General features: G+C 72.0%; 19 protein-coding genes. 12 read left to right on the top strand and 7 right to left on the bottom strand.

Going from position 1 to position 22,137, the window contains the following annotated elements; genetic code table 11:
* The first annotated feature begins 67 nt into the window (after positions 1-67).
* The 8 genes from E6O51_RS01000 to E6O51_RS00965 all read left to right on the top strand — a co-directional run bounded on the left by E6O51_RS01000 (position 68) and on the right by E6O51_RS00965 (position 8,956).
* Positions 68-1,405, top strand: coding sequence for an aminotransferase class III-fold pyridoxal phosphate-dependent enzyme (locus E6O51_RS01000; RefSeq protein WP_230976661.1), 1,338 nt, complete (start codon positions 68-70; stop codon positions 1,403-1,405).
* A gap of 35 nt (positions 1,406-1,440) precedes the next feature.
* Positions 1,441-2,460, top strand: coding sequence for a taurine ABC transporter substrate-binding protein (gene tauA, locus E6O51_RS00995; RefSeq protein ID WP_136383101.1), 1,020 nt, complete (start codon positions 1,441-1,443; stop codon positions 2,458-2,460).
* Positions 2,460-3,302: a taurine ABC transporter ATP-binding protein gene (locus E6O51_RS00990; protein WP_136383100.1), complete on the top strand. Its 843-nt coding sequence runs from the start codon at positions 2,460-2,462 to the stop codon at positions 3,300-3,302. The genes tauA and E6O51_RS00990 overlap by 1 nt, the downstream gene beginning before the upstream one ends.
* Positions 3,299-4,150, top strand: a complete 852-nt coding sequence (locus tag E6O51_RS00985) for an ABC transporter permease subunit (protein WP_230976660.1) — start codon at positions 3,299-3,301, stop codon at positions 4,148-4,150. The genes E6O51_RS00990 and E6O51_RS00985 overlap by 4 nt, the downstream gene beginning before the upstream one ends.
* An 81-nt stretch (positions 4,151-4,231) precedes the next feature.
* Positions 4,232-5,719 carry an efflux transporter outer membrane subunit gene (locus E6O51_RS00980; RefSeq protein ID WP_136383290.1) on the top strand — a complete coding sequence of 496 codons (1,488 nt, stop codon included), beginning with the start codon at positions 4,232-4,234 and terminating at the stop codon, positions 5,717-5,719.
* Positions 5,716-6,993 (top strand): efflux RND transporter periplasmic adaptor subunit, encoded by a 1,278-nt coding sequence (locus tag E6O51_RS00975; RefSeq protein ID WP_136383098.1) that lies wholly within the window; start codon positions 5,716-5,718, stop codon positions 6,991-6,993. The genes E6O51_RS00980 and E6O51_RS00975 overlap by 4 nt, the downstream gene beginning before the upstream one ends.
* Complete coding sequence (locus E6O51_RS00970; protein ID WP_136383097.1) at positions 6,990-7,739, top strand: ABC transporter ATP-binding protein; 750 nt, start codon at positions 6,990-6,992, stop codon at positions 7,737-7,739. Before E6O51_RS00975 ends, E6O51_RS00970 begins: the two co-directional genes overlap by 4 nt.
* Complete coding sequence (locus E6O51_RS00965; protein WP_136383096.1) at positions 7,739-8,956, top strand: ABC transporter permease; 1,218 nt, start codon at positions 7,739-7,741, stop codon at positions 8,954-8,956. Before E6O51_RS00970 ends, E6O51_RS00965 begins: the two co-directional genes overlap by 1 nt.
* 9 nt (positions 8,957-8,965) lie before the next feature.
* Here E6O51_RS00965 and E6O51_RS00960 read toward each other — a convergent pair whose 3' ends face one another.
* Positions 8,966-10,021 (bottom strand): HD domain-containing phosphohydrolase, encoded by a 1,056-nt coding sequence (locus E6O51_RS00960; RefSeq protein WP_136383095.1) that lies wholly within the window; start codon positions 10,019-10,021, stop codon positions 8,966-8,968.
* Positions 10,018-13,089, bottom strand: coding sequence for a PAS domain-containing hybrid sensor histidine kinase/response regulator (locus tag E6O51_RS00955; protein WP_230976670.1), 3,072 nt, complete (start codon positions 13,087-13,089; stop codon positions 10,018-10,020). Before E6O51_RS00955 ends, E6O51_RS00960 begins: the two co-directional genes overlap by 4 nt.
* Positions 13,090-13,187: 98 nt before the next feature.
* On the opposite strand from E6O51_RS00955, the gene E6O51_RS00950 reads away from it, so the two are divergent.
* Positions 13,188-14,624: an aldehyde dehydrogenase family protein gene (locus E6O51_RS00950; protein ID WP_136383093.1), complete on the top strand. Its 1,437-nt coding sequence runs from the start codon at positions 13,188-13,190 to the stop codon at positions 14,622-14,624.
* A 19-nt stretch (positions 14,625-14,643) separates the two neighbouring features.
* Here E6O51_RS00950 and E6O51_RS00945 read toward each other — a convergent pair whose 3' ends face one another.
* A complete protein-coding gene (locus E6O51_RS00945) occupies positions 14,644-15,342 on the bottom strand; it encodes a winged helix-turn-helix domain-containing protein (protein WP_136383092.1) in 699 nt (232 codons plus the stop codon).
* A complete protein-coding gene (locus E6O51_RS00940) occupies positions 15,339-16,745 on the bottom strand; it encodes an ATP-binding protein (RefSeq protein ID WP_136383091.1) in 1,407 nt (468 codons plus the stop codon). The genes E6O51_RS00945 and E6O51_RS00940 overlap by 4 nt, the downstream gene beginning before the upstream one ends.
* Positions 16,746-16,920: 175 nt before the next feature.
* Between E6O51_RS00940 and E6O51_RS00935 the strand changes: the two genes are divergently transcribed.
* Complete coding sequence (locus tag E6O51_RS00935) at positions 16,921-17,433, top strand: hypothetical protein (RefSeq protein WP_136383090.1); 513 nt, start codon at positions 16,921-16,923, stop codon at positions 17,431-17,433.
* A 51-nt stretch (positions 17,434-17,484) separates the two neighbouring features.
* Here E6O51_RS00935 and E6O51_RS21685 read toward each other — a convergent pair whose 3' ends face one another.
* From E6O51_RS21685 to E6O51_RS00920, 3 genes are all read right to left on the bottom strand, one after another.
* Complete coding sequence (locus E6O51_RS21685; RefSeq protein ID WP_168735140.1) at positions 17,485-18,117, bottom strand: EF-hand domain-containing protein; 633 nt, start codon at positions 18,115-18,117, stop codon at positions 17,485-17,487.
* Between the two features lie 284 nt (positions 18,118-18,401).
* Positions 18,402-19,604: an alpha/beta hydrolase family protein gene (locus tag E6O51_RS00925; RefSeq protein WP_136383088.1), complete on the bottom strand. Its 1,203-nt coding sequence runs from the start codon at positions 19,602-19,604 to the stop codon at positions 18,402-18,404.
* Positions 19,601-20,095, bottom strand: coding sequence for a Spy/CpxP family protein refolding chaperone (locus tag E6O51_RS00920; RefSeq protein ID WP_168735139.1), 495 nt, complete (start codon positions 20,093-20,095; stop codon positions 19,601-19,603). Before E6O51_RS00920 ends, E6O51_RS00925 begins: the two co-directional genes overlap by 4 nt.
* A 151-nt stretch (positions 20,096-20,246) precedes the next feature.
* Here E6O51_RS00920 and E6O51_RS00915 point away from each other — a divergent pair, with 151 nt between their 5' ends.
* Positions 20,247-20,963 (top strand): response regulator transcription factor, encoded by a 717-nt coding sequence (locus E6O51_RS00915; RefSeq protein ID WP_136383086.1) that lies wholly within the window; start codon positions 20,247-20,249, stop codon positions 20,961-20,963.
* Between the two features lie 16 nt (positions 20,964-20,979).
* Positions 20,980-22,086, top strand: coding sequence for a HAMP domain-containing sensor histidine kinase (locus E6O51_RS00910; protein ID WP_136383085.1), 1,107 nt, complete (start codon positions 20,980-20,982; stop codon positions 22,084-22,086).
* Positions 22,087-22,137 lie beyond the last annotated feature (51 nt).

Genomic DNA, 22,137 nt, shown 5'->3' with positions numbered 1-22,137 from the left:
CAATTGCTTGGTTCCGGCGCGCGGCGCGGCTCCCTAGCATGGCGCCATTCCGCTGCCGGAGCCGATCGTGAGCCTTTCCGCCGCTGCGCCGAACGGCGCGTTGCCGACGCTGGACAACTACTGGCTGCCCTTCACCCCCAACCGGGACTTCAAGCGCGCGCCCAGGCTCTTCGCCCGGGCGCAGGGCCTGTACTACTACGATCCGGCGGGGCGGGCCATCATTGACGGCGTGTCGGGCCTGTTCGCCACCGCCGCCGGGCACGGGCGGGAGGAGATCGCCCAGGCCGTGCACGACCAGCTCCGGGAACTGGACTTCACGCCCAACTTCCTGCGCAGCCACCCGCTGGCCTTCGAGGCCACCCGGCGCCTGGCGGCGCTGCTGCCCCAGGGGCTGGACCGCCTGTTCCTGGTCAATTCCGGCTCCGAGGCGGTGGACACGGCGATCAAGATCGCGCTGGCCTGGCACCGCGCCCGCGGCGACGGACGGCGCTCCCTGCTGGTGAGCCGCGAGCGCGCCTACCACGGCGTCAACATCGGCGGCACGGCGCTGGGCGGCATCCTCAACAACCGCAAGGCATTTGCGGACGTATTGCCGGCGGTGGCCCATCTGCGCCACACCTGGCGCGCGGAGAGCGTCTTCTCGCGCGGGCAGCCGGAGACCGGCGGCGAGGAACTGGCCCACGACCTGCAGCGCATCGTCGAACTGCGCGGGGCGGAGAACATCGCCGCGGTGTTCGTGGAGCCCATCGCCGGCTCCACCGGCGTACTGGTGCCGCCCAGGGGCTATCTGGAGAACTTGCGCGCGATCTGCGACCGGCACGGCCTGCTGCTGGTGTTCGATGAGGTGATCTGCGGCTTCGGCCGCACTGGCAAGGCTTTCGCCGCGCAGAGCTTCGGCGTGCGCCCGGACATCATCACCGTGGCCAAGGCCATCACCAACGGCACGATACCCATGGGCGCGGTGGCGGTGGACCGCCGCATCCACGACGACATCCTGGCCGCAGCGCCGGAGGACGGCATCGAGTTCTTCCACGGCTACACCTGGGGCGGCAACCCGGCCGCGTGTGCGGCCAGCATCGCGGCACTGGACATCTTCGAGCGCGAGCGGCTGTTCGAGCGCGGCGAGGCGCTCGCGCCCCGATTCGCCGAACGCCTGCACGCGCTCGCCGACCTGCCCGCGGTGGCTGACATCCGCAGCTACGGGCTGCTGGGCGCCGTGGAGCTGAAGCCGGAGGGGCAGCCCGGCCGGCGCGGCTACGAAGTGCAGAAGACGCTGTTCGACGCCGGCCTGCACCTCAAGAGCACCGGCGACGCGCTGATCCTGGCGCCCGCGCTGGTGGCGGAAACCGCCCACCTGGACGAGATCTTCTCGATCCTGCGCCGCGTGCTGGCGACGCTGCGCTGACCTTTCCTCTTTCCCCCCTTGTACGGAGCAAGCAGATGAACAGCAGACGGCAGTTCCTGATCGGTGCCGCGGCACTGGCGGCCAGCGTGGGCATCGCCGCGCCGGCGCTCGCCCAGCAGAAGGAAGTCACCATCGCCTACCAGGACATGCTGGTGCCCTGGCGCGTGGCCCACGCGGCCGGCGAGGTGGAGAAGGCCACCGGCTACAGGATCAACTTCCGCCAGTTCTCCGGCGGCGGCGACGTGATCCGCGCGCTGGCCTCCGGCCAGGTGCACATCGGCGAGGCCGGCTCCGCGCCCATCGCCTCCGGCCTGTCCCAGGGCCTGCCGGTGGAGCTGTTCTGGATTCTCGACGACATCAACGATGCCGAGGCGCTGGTGGTCAGGAACGGCAGCGGCGTGAACACCGTGGCGGACCTGAAGGGCAAGCGCATTGGCGTGCCCTTCACCTCCACCACCCACTTCCACACCCTTGTGGCCCTCGAACACGCGGGCGTGAATCCGTCCGACGTGCGCATCGTGAACCTGCGCCCGCCGGAGATCGCCGCCGCCTGGGAGCGGGGCGACATCGACGCCACCTTCGTCTGGGAGCCGGTGCTGTCCCGCGTCAAGGCCAGCGGCAAGGTGCTGGTGTCCTCCGGGCAGATCGCCAAGCAGACCGGCAAGAGCACCTTCGACGGCATCGTCGTCAATCGCGACTGGGCGAAGCAGAACGGCGCCTTCCTGGAGAAGTTCGTCCAGGTGCTGGCCGCGGCCGACGAGCGCTACCGGCGCGACCGCGCGAAATGGACGCCGGCCTCCGCCGAGGCCGCCGCGGTGGCGAAGATCACCGGCGCCAAGCAGGAGGACGTGCCGGCCGGCCTCGCCCTGTACCGCTTCCCGACCCCGGCCGAACAGGCCTCGGCCACCTGGCTGGGCGGCGGCGCCAGGAGCGGCGCGGCGCAGTCCCTGGCGGCCACGGCGGCCTTCCTGAAGAGCCAGGGCACCATCGCCAACGTGCTCGGCGACTACTCCGTCGGCGTCAACCCGTCCTACGTGGAGCGGGCGGCGCGCTGATGCCGGCGTCCGCCCTGGCGCTCGCGGCCGCGCGGCCCGCCGTCGAGGCCGCCGTGCCGTCCGCCACGGGCGGGCTCGCCGTGCGCGGCCTTTCCGTGCGCTTCGAGGGCCAGGGCGGGGCGCTTGCCCTCGACGGCATCGACCTGGAGATCGGCGCGGGCGACTTCGTCGTCGCGCTGGGAGCCTCAGGCTGCGGCAAGACCACGCTGCTGTCCTGCATCGCCGGCTTCCTGCGCCCGTCGGCGGGGGAGATCCTGCTCGACGGACGGCCGGTGGCGGGGCCGGGCGCGGACCGGGGCGTGGTGTTCCAGAAGCACGCGCTGATGCCCTGGCTGAACGTGCAGGAGAACGTGGAGCTGGGCCTGCGCCTGCGCGGCATTTCAAAAGCGGCACGGCGCGAACTGGCGCTGGCCAAGCTCGCCGCCGTGGGCCTGGAGCACGTGGCGCAGCGCCCGGTGTGGCAGCTCTCCGGCGGCATGCAGCAGCGCGTCGGCATCGCCCGCGCGCTGGCCTGCGATCCGGCGGTGCTGCTGATGGACGAACCCTTCGGCGCGCTGGATGCGCTCACCCGCGAGCAGATGCAGGAACTGGTGCTGCGCCTGTGGGCGGCGGAGAAGAAGATCGTGCTCTTCATCACCCACGGCGTGGAGGAGGCGCTCTTCCTCGCCACCCGGCTCATCGTCATGACGCCCTCGCCGGGGCGCATCGCCCACCGCTTCGAGCTGCCCTTCGCCCGGCGCTACGTGGAATGCGGCGACGCGCGCAAGGTCAAGTCCGACCCGGAGTTCATCGCCTGGCGCGAACGCCTGGTCCGCCTGATCCAGCACGAGGGCGGGGCGTGAAGCCCTTCGACGGGCCAGGGCCGGCCACGGCGGAAGGCGGCCCCGCCGCCCTGCCGGCCGCGCGCTTCTACCTCTTCCCCGAGCCGGGGCGGGCGAGCGCCATCTCGGCGCTCACGGTGCTGGCGCTGCTGCTGTCCTGGTGGCTGGCCACCGCGTGGGGCTGGCTGCCGCCGCTGGTGCTGCCCGCGCCCGCGGCGGTGGGCGAGGCGTTGCTGGCCGCGCACCGGGGCGAACTGCAGGGCGGGCGCACGCTGCTGGAGCACTTCCTGTGGAGCTTCGGGCGCGTGCTGGCGGGCTTCGGGCTGGCCTGCGCCACGGCGATTCCACTGGGCATTCTGATGGGCGTGTCGCGGGTGGCGCGGGGGGTGTTCGACCCGCCGCTGGAGTTCTACCGCCCGCTGCCGCCGCTGGCCTACCTGCCGCTGATCGTGATCTGGTTCGGCATCGACGAGACCTCCAAGATCCTGCTCATCTACCTCGCCTGTTTCGCCCCGCTGGCGGTGTCGGCCCGCGCCGGCGTGCGCGCCGCCCATCCGGAGCAGATCCACGCCGCCCTGTCCATGGGCGCCTCCCATGCCCAGGTGGTGCGCCACGTGATCGTGCCCGCGGCGCTGCCGGAGATCCTCACCGGCATGCGCATCGCCGTCGGCTTCGGGTGGACCACGCTGGTGGCCGCGGAACTGGTCGCCGCCACCGTCGGCCTCGGCCAACTGGTCATGAACGCGTCCAACTTCCTGCGTACCGACGTGGTGGTCATGGGTATCTTCGTCATCGGCGCGGTGGCCTGGCTGTTCGACCTCGCCATGCGCGGGCTGGAATCCCGCCTGGTGCCGTGGAAGGGACGCTGAGCGCCGCCATACTCTTCAAGCTTTCTCCACATTTGCGGTCTACGGTGGCGGGCATTCCCTCGCCGGACTCACGACGTGTCGATGTTCGTTTCCCCACCCCCGGCTGCGCGCCGGACTCCAGGCTGCCTGGCGGCCGCCCTGCTCGTGGCCCTGGCCGGCTGCGCCACCCGGCCCTATGCGCCGGCCGCGGGCGATCTGCCCGCGGTGCCGCCGGCCTGGACCGAGTCCGCCGTCCCGGCCGGTGGCGATGAAGAGCGCCTGGCCCTGTGGTGGCGCCATTTCGGCGATGCCGAACTGAGCGCGCTGGTCGAGCTGGCCCTGGCGCGCAACACCGACGTGCGCAGCGCCCGCGCCGCGCTGCGCCAGGCCCGCGCGCAGCGGACGGTGAGCGCCGCGGGCCTGCAGCCCACGCTGGATTTCACCGGCTCCGCCCAGCGCGCCCGCACGGACAGCCAGCCCGCCAGCAACCAGTTCCAGGTCGGCGTGGATGCCGGCTGGGAGCTGGACCTGGCCGGCGGGCTGCGCGCCGGGCTGGCCGCGGCCGAGGCCGACCTGGGCGCCAGCGCCGCGTCGCTGGAGGACACCCGCGTGTCCATCGCCGCCGAGGTGGCGCTGGCCTACATCGACCTGCGCGGCAACCAGCGGCGCCTGGCGGTGGCCCGCGCCAACCTCGCCAACCAGGAGGAGACCCTGCAGATCACGCGCTGGCGCGAGCAGGCCGGGCTGGTCACCCTGCTGGAAGTGGAGCAGGCCCGGGGCACGGTGGAAGAGACACGGGCGAGCCTGTCCAGCCTGGAGTCGGCGATCGTGCAGGCCCTCAACAGCCTGGCGGTGCTCGGCGCGCAGACGCCCGGCAGCCTGCACGCGCGCCTGGATGCACCGGGCGAAACTCTGCCGGCCGTGCCGCGGCCGGTGGCCGCCCTGGCCGTGAGCCTGCCGGCCGACACCCTGCGCCAGCGCCCGGACGTGCGCGCCGCCGAGCACCGCGTCACCGCCGCCCGCGCCCGGGTGGACGAAGCCCAGGCCGCGCGCTACCCCAGCCTGAATCTCACCGGCTCCCTCGGCCTGTCCGCGCTCACCTTCGGCGCGCTGGACAGCGCCGGGGTGGCGAGCAGTCTGCTGGCCAGCCTCGGCCTGCCGCTCTTCGACGGCGGCGCGCGCGCCGCCCAGGCCGAAGTCCGCGACGCCGAACTGGAACAGGCCTACCACGCCTACAGCGCCGCGGTGCTGGAGGCATTGCGCGAGGTGGAGAACGCCCTGACCGCCCTGCGCACCTCGCGGGACGCGCTGGCCAGCTTGGAGCAGGCCGCCGAGGCCGCCGCCACCGCCGACACCCTGGCCGGCCAGCGCTATGCCAGCGGCCTGGTGGACTTCCAGGTGGTGCTGGACACCCAGCGCACCCGCCTGAACGCGGAGGACGCCGTCGCCAGCGCCGCCGCCCAGCTCGCCGCCAACCACGTGCAGCTCTACAAGGCGCTCGGCGGTGGCTGGTCCGCCCAGGCCGAGTCCCCCGCCGCGTCCACTCCCGCGCCGCCTTCCACAACCGGAACCCCATCCCCCGCGCCATGAACGCCACCCGCTCCGACGCCTCCGCAAGCCTTCCGCTCGACGCAACCTCCGGCCGCCCCTGGTGGCGGCGCCCCGGCACATGGATCGCCGCCGCGCTGATCCTGCTCGTGCTGCTCGCCGTGCGCCTCTGGCTGGGGGGCGGCGGCCCTGTGGCGCCCCAGTACGTCACCGAGGAGATCGTGCGCGGCACCCTGCGCCTGTCCATCAACGCCACCGGCACCCTGCAGCCGACCCGCACCGTCGAGGTCGGCAGCGAGCTGTCCGGCACCGTGGCGCGCGTGCTGGTGGACGTCAATGACACGGTGAAGGCCGGCCAGGTGCTGGTGGAGCTGGATACCGCCAAGCTGCGCGACGAGGTGGCGCGTGCCCGCGCCAGCCTGACCAGCGCCCGGGCCGCCGTGGCCGAGGCGGTCGCCACGGTGGGGGAGAACCGCAGCACGCTGGCGCGCCTGGAAGAGGTCGCGCGCCTGTCCGGCGGCAAGGTGCCCTCGCGCACCGAACTGGATACCGCCCGGGCCGCGCTGGCCCGCGCCGAGGCCGCCGAGCAGTCCGCCCGCGCCGACGTGGTCGAGGCCGAGGCCGCACTGGCCACCAACGAAACCAATCTCGCCAAGGCGTCGATCCGCTCGCCCATAGACGGCGTGGTGCTGGCCCGCGCCGTGGACCCCGGCAACGCCGTGGCCGCCTCCCTGCAGGCCGTGACGCTGTTCACCCTGGCCGAGGACCTGTCGCGCCTGAAGCTGGAGGTGAACGTGGACGAGGCGGACATCGGCCAGGTCGCGGTGGGGCAGCAGGCCACCTTCACGGTCAGCGCCTGGCCCAACCGGCGCTACCCGGCGACCGTCACGCGGGTGGATTTCGGCTCCACCACCACCGACAACGTGGTCACCTACACCACCACGCTGGAGGTCGCCAATGCGGACCTGTCCCTGCGCCCCGGCATGACCGCCAGCGCCATCATCACCGCCACCGAGCGGGAGAACGTGATCCTGGCGCCCAACATGGCGCTGCGCTTCACGCCCCCGCCGGCCGCGAGCGCCGGTGAGGGGCGCGGCCTGGTCGCCAGCCTGCTGCCGCGCCCGCCCCAGCAGACCACCGTGCCCCGCGCGGGCGGCGCCGATGCGCGCCAGGTGTGGGTGCTGCGCGACGGGCAGGCCGTGGCCGTGCCCGTGACCACCGGGCTATCGGACGGGCGCATGACGGAGATCGTGGACGGCGACCTGCAGCCGGGCCTGCAGGCCATCGTGGACCAGCGCAGCGGAGCCGCGCGGTGAGCGGGACGCCCGGCGAGGCCGTGCCGCTGATCCGCCTGCGCGGGCTGACCAAGGTCTACGGCCAGGGCCAGGCCGCCTTCCAGGCCCTCAGGGGCGTGGACCTGGACATCGAGGCCGGCGAGTTCGTCGCCATCATGGGGCCGAGCGGCTCGGGCAAATCCACCGTGATGAACACCCTGGGCTGCCTGGACACGCCCACCGGCGGGGAATACCTCTTCCACGGCCTGCACGTGGAACGCCTGGGCCGCGACCAGCGCGCGCTCCTGCGCCGGCGCTACCTGGGCTTCGTGTTCCAGGGCTTCAACCTGCTGGCGCGCACCTCGGCGCAGGAGAACGTGGAACTGCCGCTGCTCTACCGGGGCGAGCCCGCCGCCGCCCGCCATCGCGCGGCCCGCGCCGCGCTGGCCTCGGTGGGCCTGGCGGGCTGGGAGCACCACACCCCGGCCGAGCTCTCCGGCGGGCAGCAGCAGCGCGTGGCCATCGCCCGCGCCATCGTCACCGCGCCGGAAGTCCTGCTCGCCGACGAGCCCACCGGCAACCTGGACACCCAGCGCAGCCACGAGATCATGGAACTCCTGTGGCGGCTCAACGACGAGCGGGGCATCACCGTGCTGATGGTGACCCACGAGCCGGACATGGCCCGCTACGCCCGCCGCATCGTGCATTTCGTCGACGGGCGCATCGACAGCGACACGCGCAATCCCGAACCCGCGGCGCTGGCGGACCATGCGGCGGAGGCCCGCTGATGCTGCTCAACACCCTGCTCCTGGCGCTGCGCGAGATCCGCCGCAACCTGCTGCGCTCCTTCCTCACCATCCTCGGCATCGTCATCGGCGTGAGCGCGGTGATCACCATGGTCACCCTGGGCAACGGCGCCACCCTCGCGGTGCAGCAGCAGATCGCCGCGCTGGGCACCAACCTGCTGATGATCATGCCGGGCCAGCGCCTGGGGCCGGGACGCAGCAGCGCCGGCGCGCCCACCTTCAAGGAGGCCGACGTGGAGGCGATCCGCCAGCAGATCGGCGGCGTCCATGTGGTCGCCCCGCAACTGATGTCCAGCGTGACGCTGGTGGCCAGCGGGCGCAACTGGTCGTCCACGATCAACGGCACCAGCAACGAGTACTTCATCTCCAACAACTGGAAGCTCGTCTTCGGCCGCCAGTTCGAGGAGGCCGAGGAGCGCGCCGGCAGCGCCGTGTGCGTGATCGGCGAGACCGTGCGCCGGGAACTGTTCGGCGCCGCCAGCGCCGTGGACGTGCTGGGCCAGCCGCTGCGGGTCAGGAACTTCTCCTGCGAGATCATCGGCGTGCTGCTGTCCAAGGGCCAGTCCGGCATGGGCAGCGACCAGGACAACATGGTGGTCATGCCGCTGCGCACCGTGCAGCGGCGCGTCTCCGGCAGCCAGCGGGTGGACGTGCTGCTGGTGTCCCTGCAGGACGGCAGCGACAGCGAGCGCGTCAAGGCCAGCCTGACCCACCTGATGCGCGAACGGCGCAAGCTGTCCGACACGGACGAGGACAACTTCAACATCCTCGACACCCGCCAGTTCGCCGACGCCATGGCCGGCACCACCCAGGTCATGACCATGCTGCTCGGCGCGGTGGCCGGCGTGAGCCTGCTGGTGGGCGGCATCGGCATCATGAACATCATGCTGGTGAGCGTGACCGAGCGCACCCGCGAGATCGGCATCCGCCTGGCCATCGGCGCGCTGGAGCGGGAGGTGCTGCTGCAGTTCCTCATCGAGGCGGTGGCCCTGGCCGCCCTGGGCGGGCTGATCGGCATCGCGCTGGCCACGCTGGCCTCGCTGGCGCTCTCCGCCGTGATGCAGGTGCCCTACGTGTTCGATGCGGGCATCAACGTGCTGTCCTTCGTGTTCTCCGCCGCCATCGGCGTGGTGTTCGGCTACTTCCCCGCCCGCCGCGCCGCGCGCCTGGACCCCATCGAGGCGCTGCGGCACGAGTAGCCGCCCGGTTCAGCCGGGTTCCCGGTAGCGTTCCCGGATGTGCTGGACCTCTTCCAGGCTGGACAGGAAGGCCTCGATGACGTCGGGATCGAAATGCTGCCCCGCCTGGTCCCGCATGTGGGCCACCGCCCGCTCGACGGACCAGGCTTCCTTGTAGGGGCGGGCCGAGGTCAGCGCGTCGAAGACGTCGGCCACGGCGGCGATCCGTGCCGAGTGCGGAATGCCGATGCCGGCCAGGCCGCCGGGGTAGCCGCTGCCGTCCCATTTCTCGTGGTGGCCGAGGGCGATCTCCCGCGCCATGCGGAGCAGGCTGGAATCGTCGCCGGCCAGGAGTTCGGCGCCGATCACCGCGTGCCGCTTCATGATTTCCCATTCCTCGCCGTCCAGCTTGCCCGGCTTGAGCAGCACGGCGTCGGGGATGCCGATCTTGCCGATGTCGTGCATCGGGCTGGCGTGCAGCATCAGTTCGACTTCGGCGCCCTCCCAGCCCAGCCTGCCGGCGAGCAGGGCGGCGATGTTGCTCATGCGCAGGATGTGCTGGCCGGTCTCGTTGTCGCGGTATTCGGCGGCCCGCCCCAAGCGCTGGACGATCTGCAGGCGGGTGGCGACGACTTCCTCGGTGCGCAGGTGGACCATCTCCTCGAGGAAGGCCTTCTGCTCGTGGGTGCTGCGGTGCGCCCGCCGGGCGTCGAGCAGGTTGCGCACGCGCATCAGCAGTTCGGTGCGGTCGAAGGGCTTGCTCAGGTAGTCCCGTGCGCCGGCGGCGAGCGCCTTGAGCAGATGCCCGCGGCCGTGCTCGGCGGTGAGGATGACGATGGGCGGCAGCAGCGGGTCTTCGAGCGCGCGCAACTGTTCCATGACCTGGTAGCCGTCCAGGTGGGGCATGTTGATGTCGAGCAGGATCAGGTCGGGGCGCTGGCGGAGGTAGAGCGGCAGGACCTCGCGCGGGTCCTCGACGCAGCTCAGCCGGGTGTAGCCCTGTCCGCTCAGCAGCTTGTCCAGGAGCTTGAGGTTGGCCGGTTCGTCGTCGACGATCAGAATCGGCGAGTCGTCGGGGGTGCTCATGGGTGTTCTCCCTCGGGAAGATGCCGGTCGATGCTGGCCAGGAAGCGTCCGACGTCGAGCGGTTTGGTCAGGTAGTCGGCGAATCCGGCCGCGATGCCGCGCTCGATGTCCCTCGGCATGGCGTTGGCCGACACGGCGAGGACCGGCACGTGGCGCAGTTGCAGGTCGGCCTTGAGCACCTGCAGCATCTCATAGCCGTCCATGCCCGGCAGGTTGATGTCGAGCAGGATCAGGTCGGGCTTGCCAGCCAGCGCCAGCTCGATGCCCAGCTCCGGCGTATGGGCGGTGACCAGGCGGATGTGGCGCAGCCTGCCGAGAATCTGCGCGACCAGCTTCAGATTGACCGGATTGTCGTCCACGTAGAGGATGTGCCGCTGCAGGCCGTCGGCGCCGGACTCCGCCCGGCGCGGCGCGTCCTGCCCGCCGGCTTGCGCCGTTTCCGGGGCGGCCTGCGGCAGTTCGACCCAGAACCGGCTGCCCTCGCCCGGCGCGCTGTCGACGCCGATCCTGCCGCCCATGGCCTCGATCAGCCGGCGCGAGATCGCCAGGCCGATGCCGGTGCCCTCGATCGTGCCGTGCTCGGCGCCCAGCCGGTTGAAGGGCTGGAACAGCCCGGCCAGATCCCCGGCGGCGATGCCGGGGCCGGTATCGGCCACCGTGATGCGCAGGCGCGGCCCGGCCGTGTCCACGGTCAGGCGGACCTCACCCTGCGAGCGGTTGTACTTGATGGCGTTCGACAGCAGGTTGAGCAGCACCTGCTTGAGCCGCACCTTGTCCGCCCGCACGGCCCCCGGCGGGCCGGCCGGCACGTGCAGGGAAATCTCCCGCTCGGCGGCCAGCGGCCGCAGCAACTGCTCGCATTCCTCGACCACGGTGCCCAGCAGGACGGTTTCGAGGGACAGGGCGATGCGGCCGGATTCGATCTTGGCCAGGTCCAGCACCTCGTTGATCAGCCCCAGCAGGTGGCGCGCCGCTTTGAGGATTTCCTGCACGCTGTCCTGCTGGTCCGCGTCCAGGCGCTCGTCGAATTCGAGTATCTGGGCGAAGCCGAAGATGGCGTTCATCGGCGTGCGCAGTTCGTGGCTCATGCTCGACAGGAACTCGGATTTCGCCTGGTTGGCGCGTTCGGCCTCGGTCTTCGCCGCCTGCACGGCGAGTTCGTTCTCCTTCTGCCGCGAGATGTCGAGAATCGAGGTCAGGCGCAGCTCGCGGCCGCCGAATTCCAGATTGCGCCCGCGCACGACGGCGGGAAAGGTCGTGCCGTCGTGGCGCAGCATCACCGATTCGTAGGATTCGGCCCACCTATCCCCGATCAACTGCAGCGCCATCGGCACCGCGCTCGGCGCGGTGAAGGACATCACCGGCCGGCCCAGCGCGTCGTCGCGCCGGCAGCGGAACAGTTCGAGCCAGCGGTCGCTGACGTCCACGATCATGCCCTGGTCGCAGACGACGACGCCCTCCTCCACGTTGTCGGCAAAGAATTTCAGGCGCTCCGTGATCTCCCGCAGCTTGCGTTCGGTCTCCTTGAGATCGGTGATGTCCAGATAGGCGCCGAGCACGCCGGTGACCTGGCCCTGGTCGTCGAACTGCGGCATCTTGCCGGTTCTCAGCCAGCGCTCGCCGCCGCCGGGCAGCACCAGCCTTTCCTCGAACGGCGGCAGCGGCCGCCCGCTTTCCAGCACCTCGCGGTCGCACCGGCGGTAGGTCTCGGCCACCTCCGGCGCGAACAGCCCGGTATCATCCAGACCGTTCAAATGTTCGGGATCGGCCACCCCCACGTCGTCCAGAAAGCGCCGGTTGGCGCCGCGATAGCGCAGTTCGCGGTCCTTCCAGAAGATGCCGACCGGCAGGCTGTCGAAAATGGCCTGGATGCGCTGGGCGTCGTGCGCCGCCTGCTGCCGGCTGGCGAGCAGTTCGTCCTGGATCTTCTTGAGCAGCGTGATGTCGGTGCGGGTCGACACGTAGCGGAGCGGTTTCCCGGCTTCGTCCATGACCGGCACGATGGTCGCGCTGACCCAGTACGGCTCGCCGTTCTTCTTGCGGTTGCAGACCTCGCCGTGCCAGATCTCGCCGCGCGTGATGGTGCGCCACAGATCGGCGTAGAACTCGCGGGAATGCCGGCCGGACTTGATGAGGCTGTGGTTGGCGCCGAGCAGTTCCTCGCGGCTGAAGCCGCTCAGTTCGCAGAACCTGTCGTTGGCATAGGTGATGCGGCCGTCCGCGTCGGCCATGCTGATGATGACATGCTGATCGATGGCTCCGCGCAGCAGTGTGAATTCCTGGTGCTGGATCGCCAGTTGCCGCAGGAACAGCCGTTCGAGCCGCGCCCGGGCGCGCGCGGCGCGGACCACCGGGCGGACCAGCGCGGCGAGTTGGCCGGCGGCAGCGGGCACGTGCAGCCAGAATTCGTCCTCGGCCGTCGTTTCCGGCACCGCCGGCCACGTTTCGGCCGGCGCCAGGAAGATCAGCGGCAATCCCCGGCGGGCCGCCGTCGCGCGCGCCGCCTCCACCAGGGCCCGTCCGGCCTCTCCCGGCGCCACATCCACGATCAGCGCCACGGCCTCCGGCACCCCGGGCAGTGTCGCCAGATCGTCCGCCGCCAGGAAATGCGCCGTGCAGCGCGCGGCCTGCAGTTCCCGCTCGCGTGCCGGCACGGCGTCGGCCGGGCAGGCGATGACGGCGGCCGGCAGCGGGCGGCCGAGCAGGTCGTCGCGGAGGCCGTCGATCAATTGCGCCACGGCCATGGCCTCGGCCGGTGCCTGCAGGACGCGGCGGCAGGAGGGCAGCGGCTCCACCGCGCCGGCATCGCCGAGCACGATCAACGCCGCCGCTCCGGCCAGGCTTTCCCGCAAGGCGGCCCGCGCGGCCGCGGGCTGTTGCGCCAGCCAGGCCGAATCGGCCACGGCAAGGTCCGCGGCGCCCGCGCCGGCGGGCATTTCCGCCGGCGACGCGGCGTCGACGAAGCTGAAACGCCCGTCCGCGAGCAGGCCCCGCAGTGCCATCCGCAGCGATGGCGCGAGGCCGAGCAGCACCAGCCGCATGGTTTCCGATCCCCGGTCGTCCGACATACCTTCCACGTTTCTTCCCTTCACCCACATTGGGAAACGTCGGGTGCGATCGCTATGATGCATGGGCGGGCTGCTCACCGCCAGCAAGGGAGAACATCATGACCGCATATCATGAACTTTTCGCAGACCGTTTCGCCCGCCTGCGCATCGGCAGCGCCGGCATCCGCACGCCGGCGCGCCGGCCGGTGATCAATCCGGCCACCGGCGCCGCCTTCGCCAGCGTACCGCTGGCCGCCCCGGAACACCTGGAAAGCGCCGTCGCGGCCGCCCGTGCCGCCTTCCCGGCCTGGCGCGCGCTGCCCTGGGAAGAACGCCAGGCGCGGCTGGAGGGCCTGGCCGGGCGCATGGCGCAGGCGCGCGGCGAACTCGCCGATCTGCTCACGCTGGAACAGGGCAAGCCGCGCCATTCGGCCGCCGCCGCCGAGGTCGACTACGCCATCGGCTGGCTGCGCGAGGTCGCCGGACGGCGCCTGGCGGACGAAGTGCTCGAAGACGCGCCCCAGCACCGGGTGGAGAAATCCTACGTCCCGCTCGGCGTGGCCGGCCTGATCGTGCCGTGGAATTTTCCGCTCTGCCTCGCCGCGTGGAAGTTCGCCCCTGCGCTGATCACTGGCAACACGGTCATCCTGAAACCCTCGCCCTACACGCCGCTGACCGCCCTGCGGCTGGCCGAACTGGCCGAGGACGTCCTGCCGCCGGGGGTATTCACCGTGCTCACCGGCGACGACGAACTGGGCCAGTGGATGGTCGATCACCCCGGCATCGCCAAGATCAGCTTCACCGGCTCGGTCGCCACCGGCCGCCGGGTCATGGCCGGCGCCGCCGCCGGCCTCAAGCGCGTGACGCTGGAACTGGGCGGCAACGACCCGGCCATCGTGCTGCCCGACGCCGATCTCGACGCCTGCATCCCCAAGCTGTTCTGGGGCGCCTTCGGCAATTCCGGCCAATGGTGTGTCGGCATCAAGCGGCTCTACGTGCATGACGACATCTACCCGCAGTTGCTCGATGGGCTGGTCGCCTACGCCCGCGGCGTGCGCATGGGCGACGGCATGGACCCGGCCAGCCAGCTCGGGCCGCTGCAGAACGCCCGGCAGTATGAAAAGGTGCTCGGCATCCTGGCCGACTGCGCCGAACGGGGCCTGCGCATCGCGCTCGGCGGCGGGGCCGCTCTCGGCCCCGGCTATTTCGTCCCGGTCACCATCGTCGACAACCCGCCGGACGACAGCCGCGTGGTCGCGGAGGAGGCCTTCGGCCCGGTCCTGCCGGTGCTGCGCTACCGCGATTTCGACGACGTGGTGCGCCGCGCCAACGATACCGAGTACGGCCTCGGCGCCTCGATCTGGGGCCGGGACACGGCGCTGGCCGAGGCACTGGCCGACCGCCTCGAAGCCGGTACGGTCTGGATCAACGAAGTCTATGTCCATGGGGTGGATTTCCCGTTCGGCGGCCACAAGCTGTCGGGCCTGGGCGTCGAGCACGGCGCCGAGGGGCTGGCCGCCTACGCCAATCTGAAGATCCGCATGACGGCGCGCTGAGCCCGGCGTCGTCCAGGCCCTAGGCCTCGAAGCGGTAGCCGACGCCATAGACCGAGTGAATCCACTCGCGCCCCGGCGTCACCGCGTCGAGCTTGCGGCGCAGGTTCTTGACGTGGCTGTCCACGGCGCGGTCGGTCACCGCGCGCTGGTCGTCGTGCACGTGGTTGAGCAGGCTGTCGCGGGAGAACACCCGCCCCGGCGCGTTGGAGAAGGCCCTCAGCAGGCGGAATTCCACCGGCGTCAGGTCCAGCGCGACGCCGTTCAGGGTGGCGCGGTGGCCGGCGTCGTCGATGACGAAGGGCGCGGCGCCGCCGTCCGGCGCGGGCTTGCGGCGGCTGCGGCGCAGCAGCGCGTTGACGCGGGCGACCACCTCGCGGGGGCTGAAGGGCGTCTTGCAGATGTAGTCGTCGGCGCCCGCGTCCAGGCCGGCCAGGCGGTCCACCTCTTCGACCCGCGCCGTGAGCATGATGATGGGCACTTCGCTGAAGCCGCGCAGTTCGTGGCAGATGTCCATGCCGTCGCGGCCGGGCAGCATCAGGTCGAGCAGGAGCAGGTGTGGTGGGCGGGCGCGCACGGCCGGCACCACCTCCCGCCCGTCGGCGATCCACTGGGTGGCGTGCCCCCCGGCGTGCAGGTAGTCGATCAGCAGGGCGGCCATCTTGGGCTCGTCCTCGGCGATGTAGATCAGGGCCGCGTCGGGCTGGGCGGGCAGGGTCATGGCCGGGCCCGCGGCAGGTGGATGGTCAGGCGCAGGCCGCCCAGCGGCGAAGGCGCCGCATCGATGGCGCCGCCGTGGGCCTCGACGATGTTGCGGCAGATCGCCAGCCCCAGGCCGGCGCCGCCGCTGGCGCGGTTGCGCGAGCTGTCCACGCGGTAGAAACGCTCGAACAGATGGGGCAGGCGCTCGGGCGGCACCGCCGGGGCCGTATCGTCCAGCACCACGCGCAGCGGCTCTCCACCATCTTCCACCGCGATCCGCAGCACGCCGCCACGGTCGGTGTAGCGGCAACTGTTCTCGAACAGGTTGCCGAAGAGTTGCCGCAGGCGCACCGCATCGGCAAACAGCGTCACGGGTGCTGCGGGCAGCGCCATCTCCAGGGCGATGCCGGCATCGGCCAGGCGCTCCCGGTACTGCTCGGCGGTGGCGGAGAGGACATCGCGCAGATCCACGTCCTGCTTGCGGTAGGCCAGCGCGCCCACGTCGGCCAGGGACAGATCGTACAGGTCGCTGACCAGCTTGGAGAGCATGGCCACTTCCCCCTGCAGGGAAGCCAGGGCGTGGGCGTCGAAAGGGCGCAGGCCGTCCTCGATGGCTTCCAGTTCGCCGTGCAGCACGCCCAGCGGGGTGCGCAGTTCGTGGGACAGATCGGCCATGAAGTCGCGCCGCATGCGTTCGTTGCGCTGCAGGGTTTCCGCCAGGTGGTTGAAATCTTCCGCCAGGCGGCCCACTTCGTCGCGCGAGCCCACCGGCACCCGCAGGGCGTAGTCCCCGCCGGCGAGGCGGTGGGTGGCCCCGGCCACCTCGCGCACCGGGCGCAGCAGCGTGCGCGCCAGCCACCACGCGATGGCGGCCGCCAGCGCCGCCGCCGCCAGGCCGATGGCCGCCAGAGCGTGCTTCTGCGCGATCTCGAAACGGGACGCGCCGGCCGCCGCCACGCTCTCGAACTGGGCCAGGGACACCCAGCCCACGGTGCGCCCTTCCACGATCACCGGGCGTTCCTCGGTGCGCGCGTCGGCAATGACGAAACCGGCCAGCAGCTTGCGGTCGGCATCCAGCAGCGCCATGCGCATCACCACCCCGGTCAGGTCGGAGACGGGCGGCGACGGGGGGCCGGACGGAGGGCCGCTGGCCGCCGGAACGTCCAGGCCCGGCACCGGGCGCAGGATTTCCATCCAGCGCATGCGTTCCCCGCGGATGAAATCCCAGTCGCCGTGCGCCGCGTAGGCGCTGGCCGTGCGCGCCACCACCGCCTCCATGCGGGCCAGGGCCAGATCGTTCAGGTAGCCGAGAAAGCCCTGCGAAAAACTCCAGCGCGCGGCCTCCCCGGCGGCGGCGACCAGGACGATCGCGGTGGCGAACACCGCGAGGAAGATGCGGGTGGTGAGCCCCGGCCGCTTCATGCCCGTTGCGGGGCGCCGCCGTTCGAGGCGGGCATGTCACAACCGGAAACTTCTTCCCGCGGCATCTCCACTTTTCCTCCACGGTTCGCCCGCATCGTCAAACCGGCGCCGAAACGCGTCCGGTGCCCGGCGAAACGCCGAGGTCTTCAATGCTACAACGAACGGGAGGTGCATCATGCGAGCATCCACAGTCAGCCGCCGGCTCGTCACCCTGCTGGCCGTCCTTTCCATCGCCGTGCTGGTCGCGGGCCCGGCCGGCGCACGGGAACCCGATCAGCGCCACCATGCCGCCGAACGCGGCGGACACGATCACGAGCAGGGCCGCGGCCAGCGCGGCGAGCGCCGGAGCGCGGAGCAGCGGCCGCGCCAGGCCGAACCGCAGCGGGCCGCTCATCCGGGTGCGCAGGGCTATGCCTTCCGCGCCCAGGACCGGGAGCGCCTGCAGCGGCACTACCGCCGCGCGCTGGACCGTACCGACAGGCACCATCGCCCGTCATTCGTGGCCGGCCAGCCCATCCACAAGTCCTACCGCGGCTACATCACTCCCGCGCCGGCCGGTGTCGTGCATCACCTGCCTCCGCTTCCGCACGGCCATGCCGTGGGCTATTACCGGGGCTACACGGTGGTCTACGACCCCGTGAGCTTCATCATCCTGGGCATCATCGACCTGCTCGACGACCGGCGCTGACGCGGGCATCGAGCGTATCGCGCCGCCCGGCATGCCGGGCGGCGCCGCGCTTTATGCGCTCACCGAGAGGAGCGGCAGGCCGGACTGCCAGCTCGATGCGTCGTAGGTCTGCGCCAGCCGCAGGATCTGCGCCAGCACCTGCTCCTGCTCCACGGTACCGCTCCCGGTTGCCGCGGTCGCCGCACCGGTGCCGCTGGTGCTGCCGGAGAGCGATTCCTGCAGGGCGATCGCTTCCTCGAACGTCACCTTGCCGTCGCCGTCGCTGTCGGCCGTGTCGAAATTCTCGATCACGCTGGACAGCAGGCCGGCACGTGCCGAATCGGTGTCGCCGGTTTCCTCCAACTGGGCGGTGAGTTCATCCAGCGTGAAGCCGCTGTCCTCACCGGCCTGCGGCGGCGGGGGCGGCGGCATGCCGCCCGCCCCGCCGGGGCCCTGCGCGGGGCCGCTGCCGAGCTGGCCGTTCAGTTGCGCCAGCACGCTGGACAGCGCGTCGCTGAACTCCTGCTCGCTCACACTGCCGTCGCCGTCGCTGTCCAGCGTGGCGTACAGCTCGCTGGCCGCGTCGGTCTGCGCCGTTTCGTCGGCGTAGGTGCCGGTGGCGGCGCTGCTGCGGCTGTTCTGCAGATAGGCGGTGGCCAGCGTGCCGTAGCTGCCGGTGCTGCCGATGCCATAGATGCTGCTCATGATGATCTCCAAAGATGGAAAGGGCTGTGCGCCGTACCGCGCGCACATCCGCCTTATGCAAATTAGCGGCCGGAAACCCCGGAAAACAGAGGGTGGAGAGGTAAAACCGGGTAAAAACGGGTTAACGGATATGCATGTCCGATGACCCCGGGCCGTTCCCGCGTGCCGGATGGGAGGGCCCGGGCGCCGCGCCGGCAGGTTCTGCCTCCCCCGTTGCCGGCGGCAAACCCGCCCGGGCACGGGGCCGCACGCGGGCGGGCGGCGAAATCTGCCGCCCCGTCCGCTCACTTGGCCTGCCACGTACCCGCATCGCCGATCCAGTGCGATACGTCGCGCGCCAGCCATTCGCGTGCCCTCCCGCCGTCCTTGAGCGCGGCATCGAGAAAGGCCAGCGAGACCTGGGTGAGGATGGTCTGCTCGCGCCGCGCGTCATCCGCGCCGTCCGGGGCGCCACCCCCGGGCGGCCTGCCGCCGCGCGAGCCACCGGGGCCGCCCGCCCCGCCGCCGAAGCCGCCTGCGCCGCCACCGGGAGGACCGCCCGCCCCGCCGCCAGGGCCCCGCCCGCCGGAGGGGCCGCCGGCCGGCCGTTCGTCCCGGCCGGCCGTGGGCTGGGCGGAGCCCGACAGGGTGCGGTGCGCGCCCTGGGCGAGCACCAGCAGGTACTTGTCGCCGGGCGGCAGGTAGCGGTAGGGCAGTTGCCGCTGCTGCGGCGCGAGGGCGGGGTCGAGGGGGTCGGCATCGTCCCGGCCGGTGAGCAGCAGGAGCGGCAGGCGGATGGCGCCGAAGCGCCCTTCCGGTTCGTCCTGCGCGCCGCGTACCGGGGGACTGAGGGCGATGACCGCGTCCAGGGCCGGCAGCGCCAGTGCGGCGTTCGCCTCCTCCGTCAGCCCGGTGTGGCGCTCGCCGGCGAAGGCCAGCGCGGTCTGCGCGCCGAGGTCGAAGCCGGCCAGGGCGATGTGCCGCAGGTCGATGTGCCGGTAGGGCGGCTGGCCGGAGCGCTGGGCGATGCCGTCGAGGACGAGGCGGGCTTGCCGGATGCGCCGGGCCAGTGCCGCGCTGCCGAACTGCTCGCGCGCGATGGCGGAGAAGTCTCCCCGCCGGGCCGCCGGCGAGGACCACACGCCCGTGCCGGCGGCGCTGTGGAAGCTGGCGACGGCGTAGCCCGCCTGCGCCCAGGACTGCCGCCACGCCTGGCCGGCGCCCGGCGGCTCGCCGAGCCCCGGCAGGTACAGGACCAGCGGGGCATGGCCGAGGCCGCGCGGCAGCAGCAGTTCCAGCGTGAGGTCTTCGCCGTCCACCTGCCAGGTGTCGCGGAAGGACTCTTCGCGATGCGGCAGGGTCGGCAGGTAGCCGCGTTCGGTGAAACGGCGCCGCGCCTCTTCGTCGTCGGGGCGTTGCGGCGGCCGTCCGGCGCAGGCGGTGAGCAGCAGGGCGGAGGCGAACTGCAGCAGGCGCCGCCGGCCGGGCAGAACGGTCGGCGCGCTCATGGGCGTTGCGGTGGCGCGCCCCGGGGGCCGCCCCTGTCATCGCGTGCTTGGTCGTGCGCAGCGGAAGCTGCCGCGAGGGCCCTGCGCTGCTCGGGCGTCAGCACCGCGCGCGAGCGCGCCTCCAGTTCGGCGTGCGCCAACTGCAGCGCGGCCACCGCGCGGCCGTGGCGGTCGGCGAGCGTGCGGGCCTTGGCGGCGTCGAAGGTCTCGGCCCCGGCCAGCGCCCGCAGGGCTTCCCGGGTCGCGGAAATTTCACGCTGCAACTGGCGCAGGCGCGGCGCCTGGGCGTGGGTGAGTTCGAAGAGCTGGTCCTGCTGCGCTTCGCTCAGATCGGGCAGGCGGACAAAGTGCGGCGGCGCCTGGAAGGGCGCTTCGAAGGCGCCCTCGGGGCCGGGCTGGGGGCCGAACGCGGCGGCGGGGCCTGCGCCCAGCAGGGCGACGGACAGGGCCGCGGCCAGCCAGTGCAGCGGGGGGCGGAGGTACTTGGGCATGGTGTCGTTCCTGTATGAAGTCATGCGCCGGCCGGGAAAGGCGGCGCCGGGCGGATTCTCGCCACGGCTGCCGTCAAGCGCGGTTGCGGCGGCGTAAAAACGGGTAAAGGGGCATGGTTCCGCCCGCCGCGCCTGGCCTATGATGGGCGGCATGAAATCCATGGAATCCGCCGCCGTCCGCCAGGCCAGGGTGCTGCTGGTGGACGACGACGCCGAACTGCTCGAACTGCTGCGCGACTATCTCGAAGGCGACGGCTTCGCGGTCGACTGCGTGCACGACGGCATCGGCGGCGTGGCCGCGGCCCTGTCGGGGCACCACGACATCGTGGTGCTGGACGTGATGCTGCCGGGCCTGGACGGCATCCAGGCCCTCAACCGCATCCGCGCGTCCAGCCCGGTGCCCGTGCTGATGCTGACCGCGCGCGGCGACGACACCGACCGCATCGTCGGCCTGGAACTGGGGGCGGACGACTACGTGCCCAAGCCGTGCACTCCGCGCGAACTGTCGGCGCGGCTCAAGGCCATCCTGAAACGGGTCGACGCCGCGCCGAAGGCCGAGGGCGGGCGATTGCTGGTCGCCGGCGAGCTGCGCCTGCGCCCCGACCGGCGCAGCGCCGAGCTGGGGGGCGTGCCGCTGGAACTCACCAGCACCGAGTTCTCGCTGCTGGAAACCCTGGTGCGCCACGCCGGACGGCCGGTGGGCAAGCAGACCCTGTCGGAGGAGGCGCTCGGCCGGCCGCTGGCGCGCTTCGACCGCAGCATCGACGTGCACATCAGCCGCATCCGCCACAAGCTGGGCACCCTGGCCGACGGCCGTTCGCGCATCCAGACGGTGATCCGCCGCGGCTACCAGTTGATCGGCGAGTAGCGGGGGCGCGGGCGGCATGGGGCGTCTGTTCTGGAAGTTCTTCTTCTTTTTCTGGCTGGCGCAGTTGATCACCTCCGCGGGGGTCGGAGTGACCGTCTGGCTGCTGCGGCCGGAGGGCGACGGGCCGCGCCCGGTGTTCCAGCCACCGCCGCCCGGCGGGTTCGGCGTGCCGGGCGAGCACGCCGGGCCCCCGCCACCGCCGCCCATGGCGCCGATGCGTCTGCCGCCGTGGGTGCCGCCGCTGATGCCGCTGACGGCCGGCAGCGTGGTCAGCCTGCTGTTCGCCGCGCTGCTGGCCTGGTATTTCGCCCGTCCCATTCGCAAGCTGCGCGGCGCCTTCGAGGCGGTGGCGGGCGGACGGCTGGAGACCCGCATCGGCGCCTCGCTGGCCAACCGGCATGACGAACTGGCCAGCCTGGGGCTGGATTTCGACCGCATGGCGGAGCGCCTGCAGAGCCTGCTGGACAGCCGCCAGCGCCTGCTGCACGACGTCTCCCACGAGCTGCGCTCGCCCCTGGCGCGCCTGCAGGCCGCCGCCGATCTGGTGCGCCAGCGTCCTGAACGCGGCGAGTCCTTCGTGGACCGGGTGGAGCGCGAGACCGTGCGCATGGACCGCCTGGTGGGCGAGCTGCTGACCCTGGCGCGCCTGGACGCCGGCATGGCGGAAGGCCTGGGCGGGCGCGTGGATCTGGCCGAACTGATCGCCCGCATCGCCGAGGATGCCCGGCTCGAAGGGCAGCCGCGGCACTGCGCCGTGGACACGGCGGTGGACGAGCCGCTGTGGGTGACGGGCCACCGCGACCTGCTCCACCGCATGCTGGAGAACGTGGTGCGCAACGCCCTGCGCCATTCTCCCGACGGCTGCCATATCCGCATCGAGGCGCATGCCGATGCCGCCCGCCGGGCGGTCCTGATCGGCATCGCCGACGAGGGGCCGGGAGTGGCCGAAGGCGACCTGGAGCGCATCTTCCAGCCCTTCCAGCGCGGCGCGGCCGGCGGCGGCCATGGGCTCGGCCTAGCCATCGTCCGGCGGGTCGCCGAGGCCCACGGCGGCAGCGTGCAGGCGGCCAACCGGCCGGGCGGCGGGTTGGTGGTGTCGATCACTTTGCCGGCCTTGTCCTAGCCTGGCTAGATACTGCCCCCTCTCCTGCGAGGGGAGAGGGGCTTGCCGGGC

The organism is Pseudothauera rhizosphaerae (assembly GCF_004801305.1).
GTDB lineage: Bacteria > Pseudomonadota > Gammaproteobacteria > Burkholderiales > Rhodocyclaceae > Pseudothauera > Pseudothauera rhizosphaerae.
Note: the sequence above shows the minus strand (reverse complement) of the source record. Positions and strands in the feature narration are given on the sequence as shown.

What these genes read in the sequence shown, in the direction of transcription:
- tauA (WP_136383101.1), top strand. Translation starts at nt 1,441, where the DNA reads ATGAACAGCAGACGGCAGTTCCTGATCGGTGCCGCGGCACTGGCGGCC.
- E6O51_RS00990 (WP_136383100.1), top strand. Translation starts at nt 2,460, where the DNA reads ATGCCGGCGTCCGCCCTGGCGCTCGCGGCCGCGCGGCCCGCCGTCGAG.
- E6O51_RS00980 (WP_136383290.1), top strand. Translation starts at nt 4,232, where the DNA reads ATGTTCGTTTCCCCACCCCCGGCTGCGCGCCGGACTCCAGGCTGCCTG.
- E6O51_RS00975 (WP_136383098.1), top strand. Translation starts at nt 5,716, where the DNA reads ATGAACGCCACCCGCTCCGACGCCTCCGCAAGCCTTCCGCTCGACGCA.
- E6O51_RS00965 (WP_136383096.1), top strand. Translation starts at nt 7,739, where the DNA reads ATGCTGCTCAACACCCTGCTCCTGGCGCTGCGCGAGATCCGCCGCAAC.
- E6O51_RS00960 (WP_136383095.1), bottom strand. Translation starts at nt 10,021, where the DNA reads ATGAGCACCCCCGACGACTCGCCGATTCTGATCGTCGACGACGAACCG.
- E6O51_RS00955 (WP_230976670.1), bottom strand. Translation starts at nt 13,089, where the DNA reads ATGTCGGACGACCGGGGATCGGAAACCATGCGGCTGGTGCTGCTCGGC.
- E6O51_RS00950 (WP_136383093.1), top strand. Translation starts at nt 13,188, where the DNA reads ATGACCGCATATCATGAACTTTTCGCAGACCGTTTCGCCCGCCTGCGC.
- E6O51_RS00945 (WP_136383092.1), bottom strand. Translation starts at nt 15,342, where the DNA reads ATGACCCTGCCCGCCCAGCCCGACGCGGCCCTGATCTACATCGCCGAG.
- E6O51_RS00940 (WP_136383091.1), bottom strand. Translation starts at nt 16,745, where the DNA reads ATGAAGCGGCCGGGGCTCACCACCCGCATCTTCCTCGCGGTGTTCGCC.
- E6O51_RS00935 (WP_136383090.1), top strand. Translation starts at nt 16,921, where the DNA reads ATGCGAGCATCCACAGTCAGCCGCCGGCTCGTCACCCTGCTGGCCGTC.
- E6O51_RS21685 (WP_168735140.1), bottom strand. Translation starts at nt 18,117, where the DNA reads ATGAGCAGCATCTATGGCATCGGCAGCACCGGCAGCTACGGCACGCTG.
- E6O51_RS00925 (WP_136383088.1), bottom strand. Translation starts at nt 19,604, where the DNA reads ATGAGCGCGCCGACCGTTCTGCCCGGCCGGCGGCGCCTGCTGCAGTTC.
- E6O51_RS00920 (WP_168735139.1), bottom strand. Translation starts at nt 20,095, where the DNA reads ATGCCCAAGTACCTCCGCCCCCCGCTGCACTGGCTGGCCGCGGCCCTG.
- E6O51_RS00915 (WP_136383086.1), top strand. Translation starts at nt 20,247, where the DNA reads ATGAAATCCATGGAATCCGCCGCCGTCCGCCAGGCCAGGGTGCTGCTG.
- E6O51_RS00910 (WP_136383085.1), top strand. Translation starts at nt 20,980, where the DNA reads ATGGGGCGTCTGTTCTGGAAGTTCTTCTTCTTTTTCTGGCTGGCGCAG.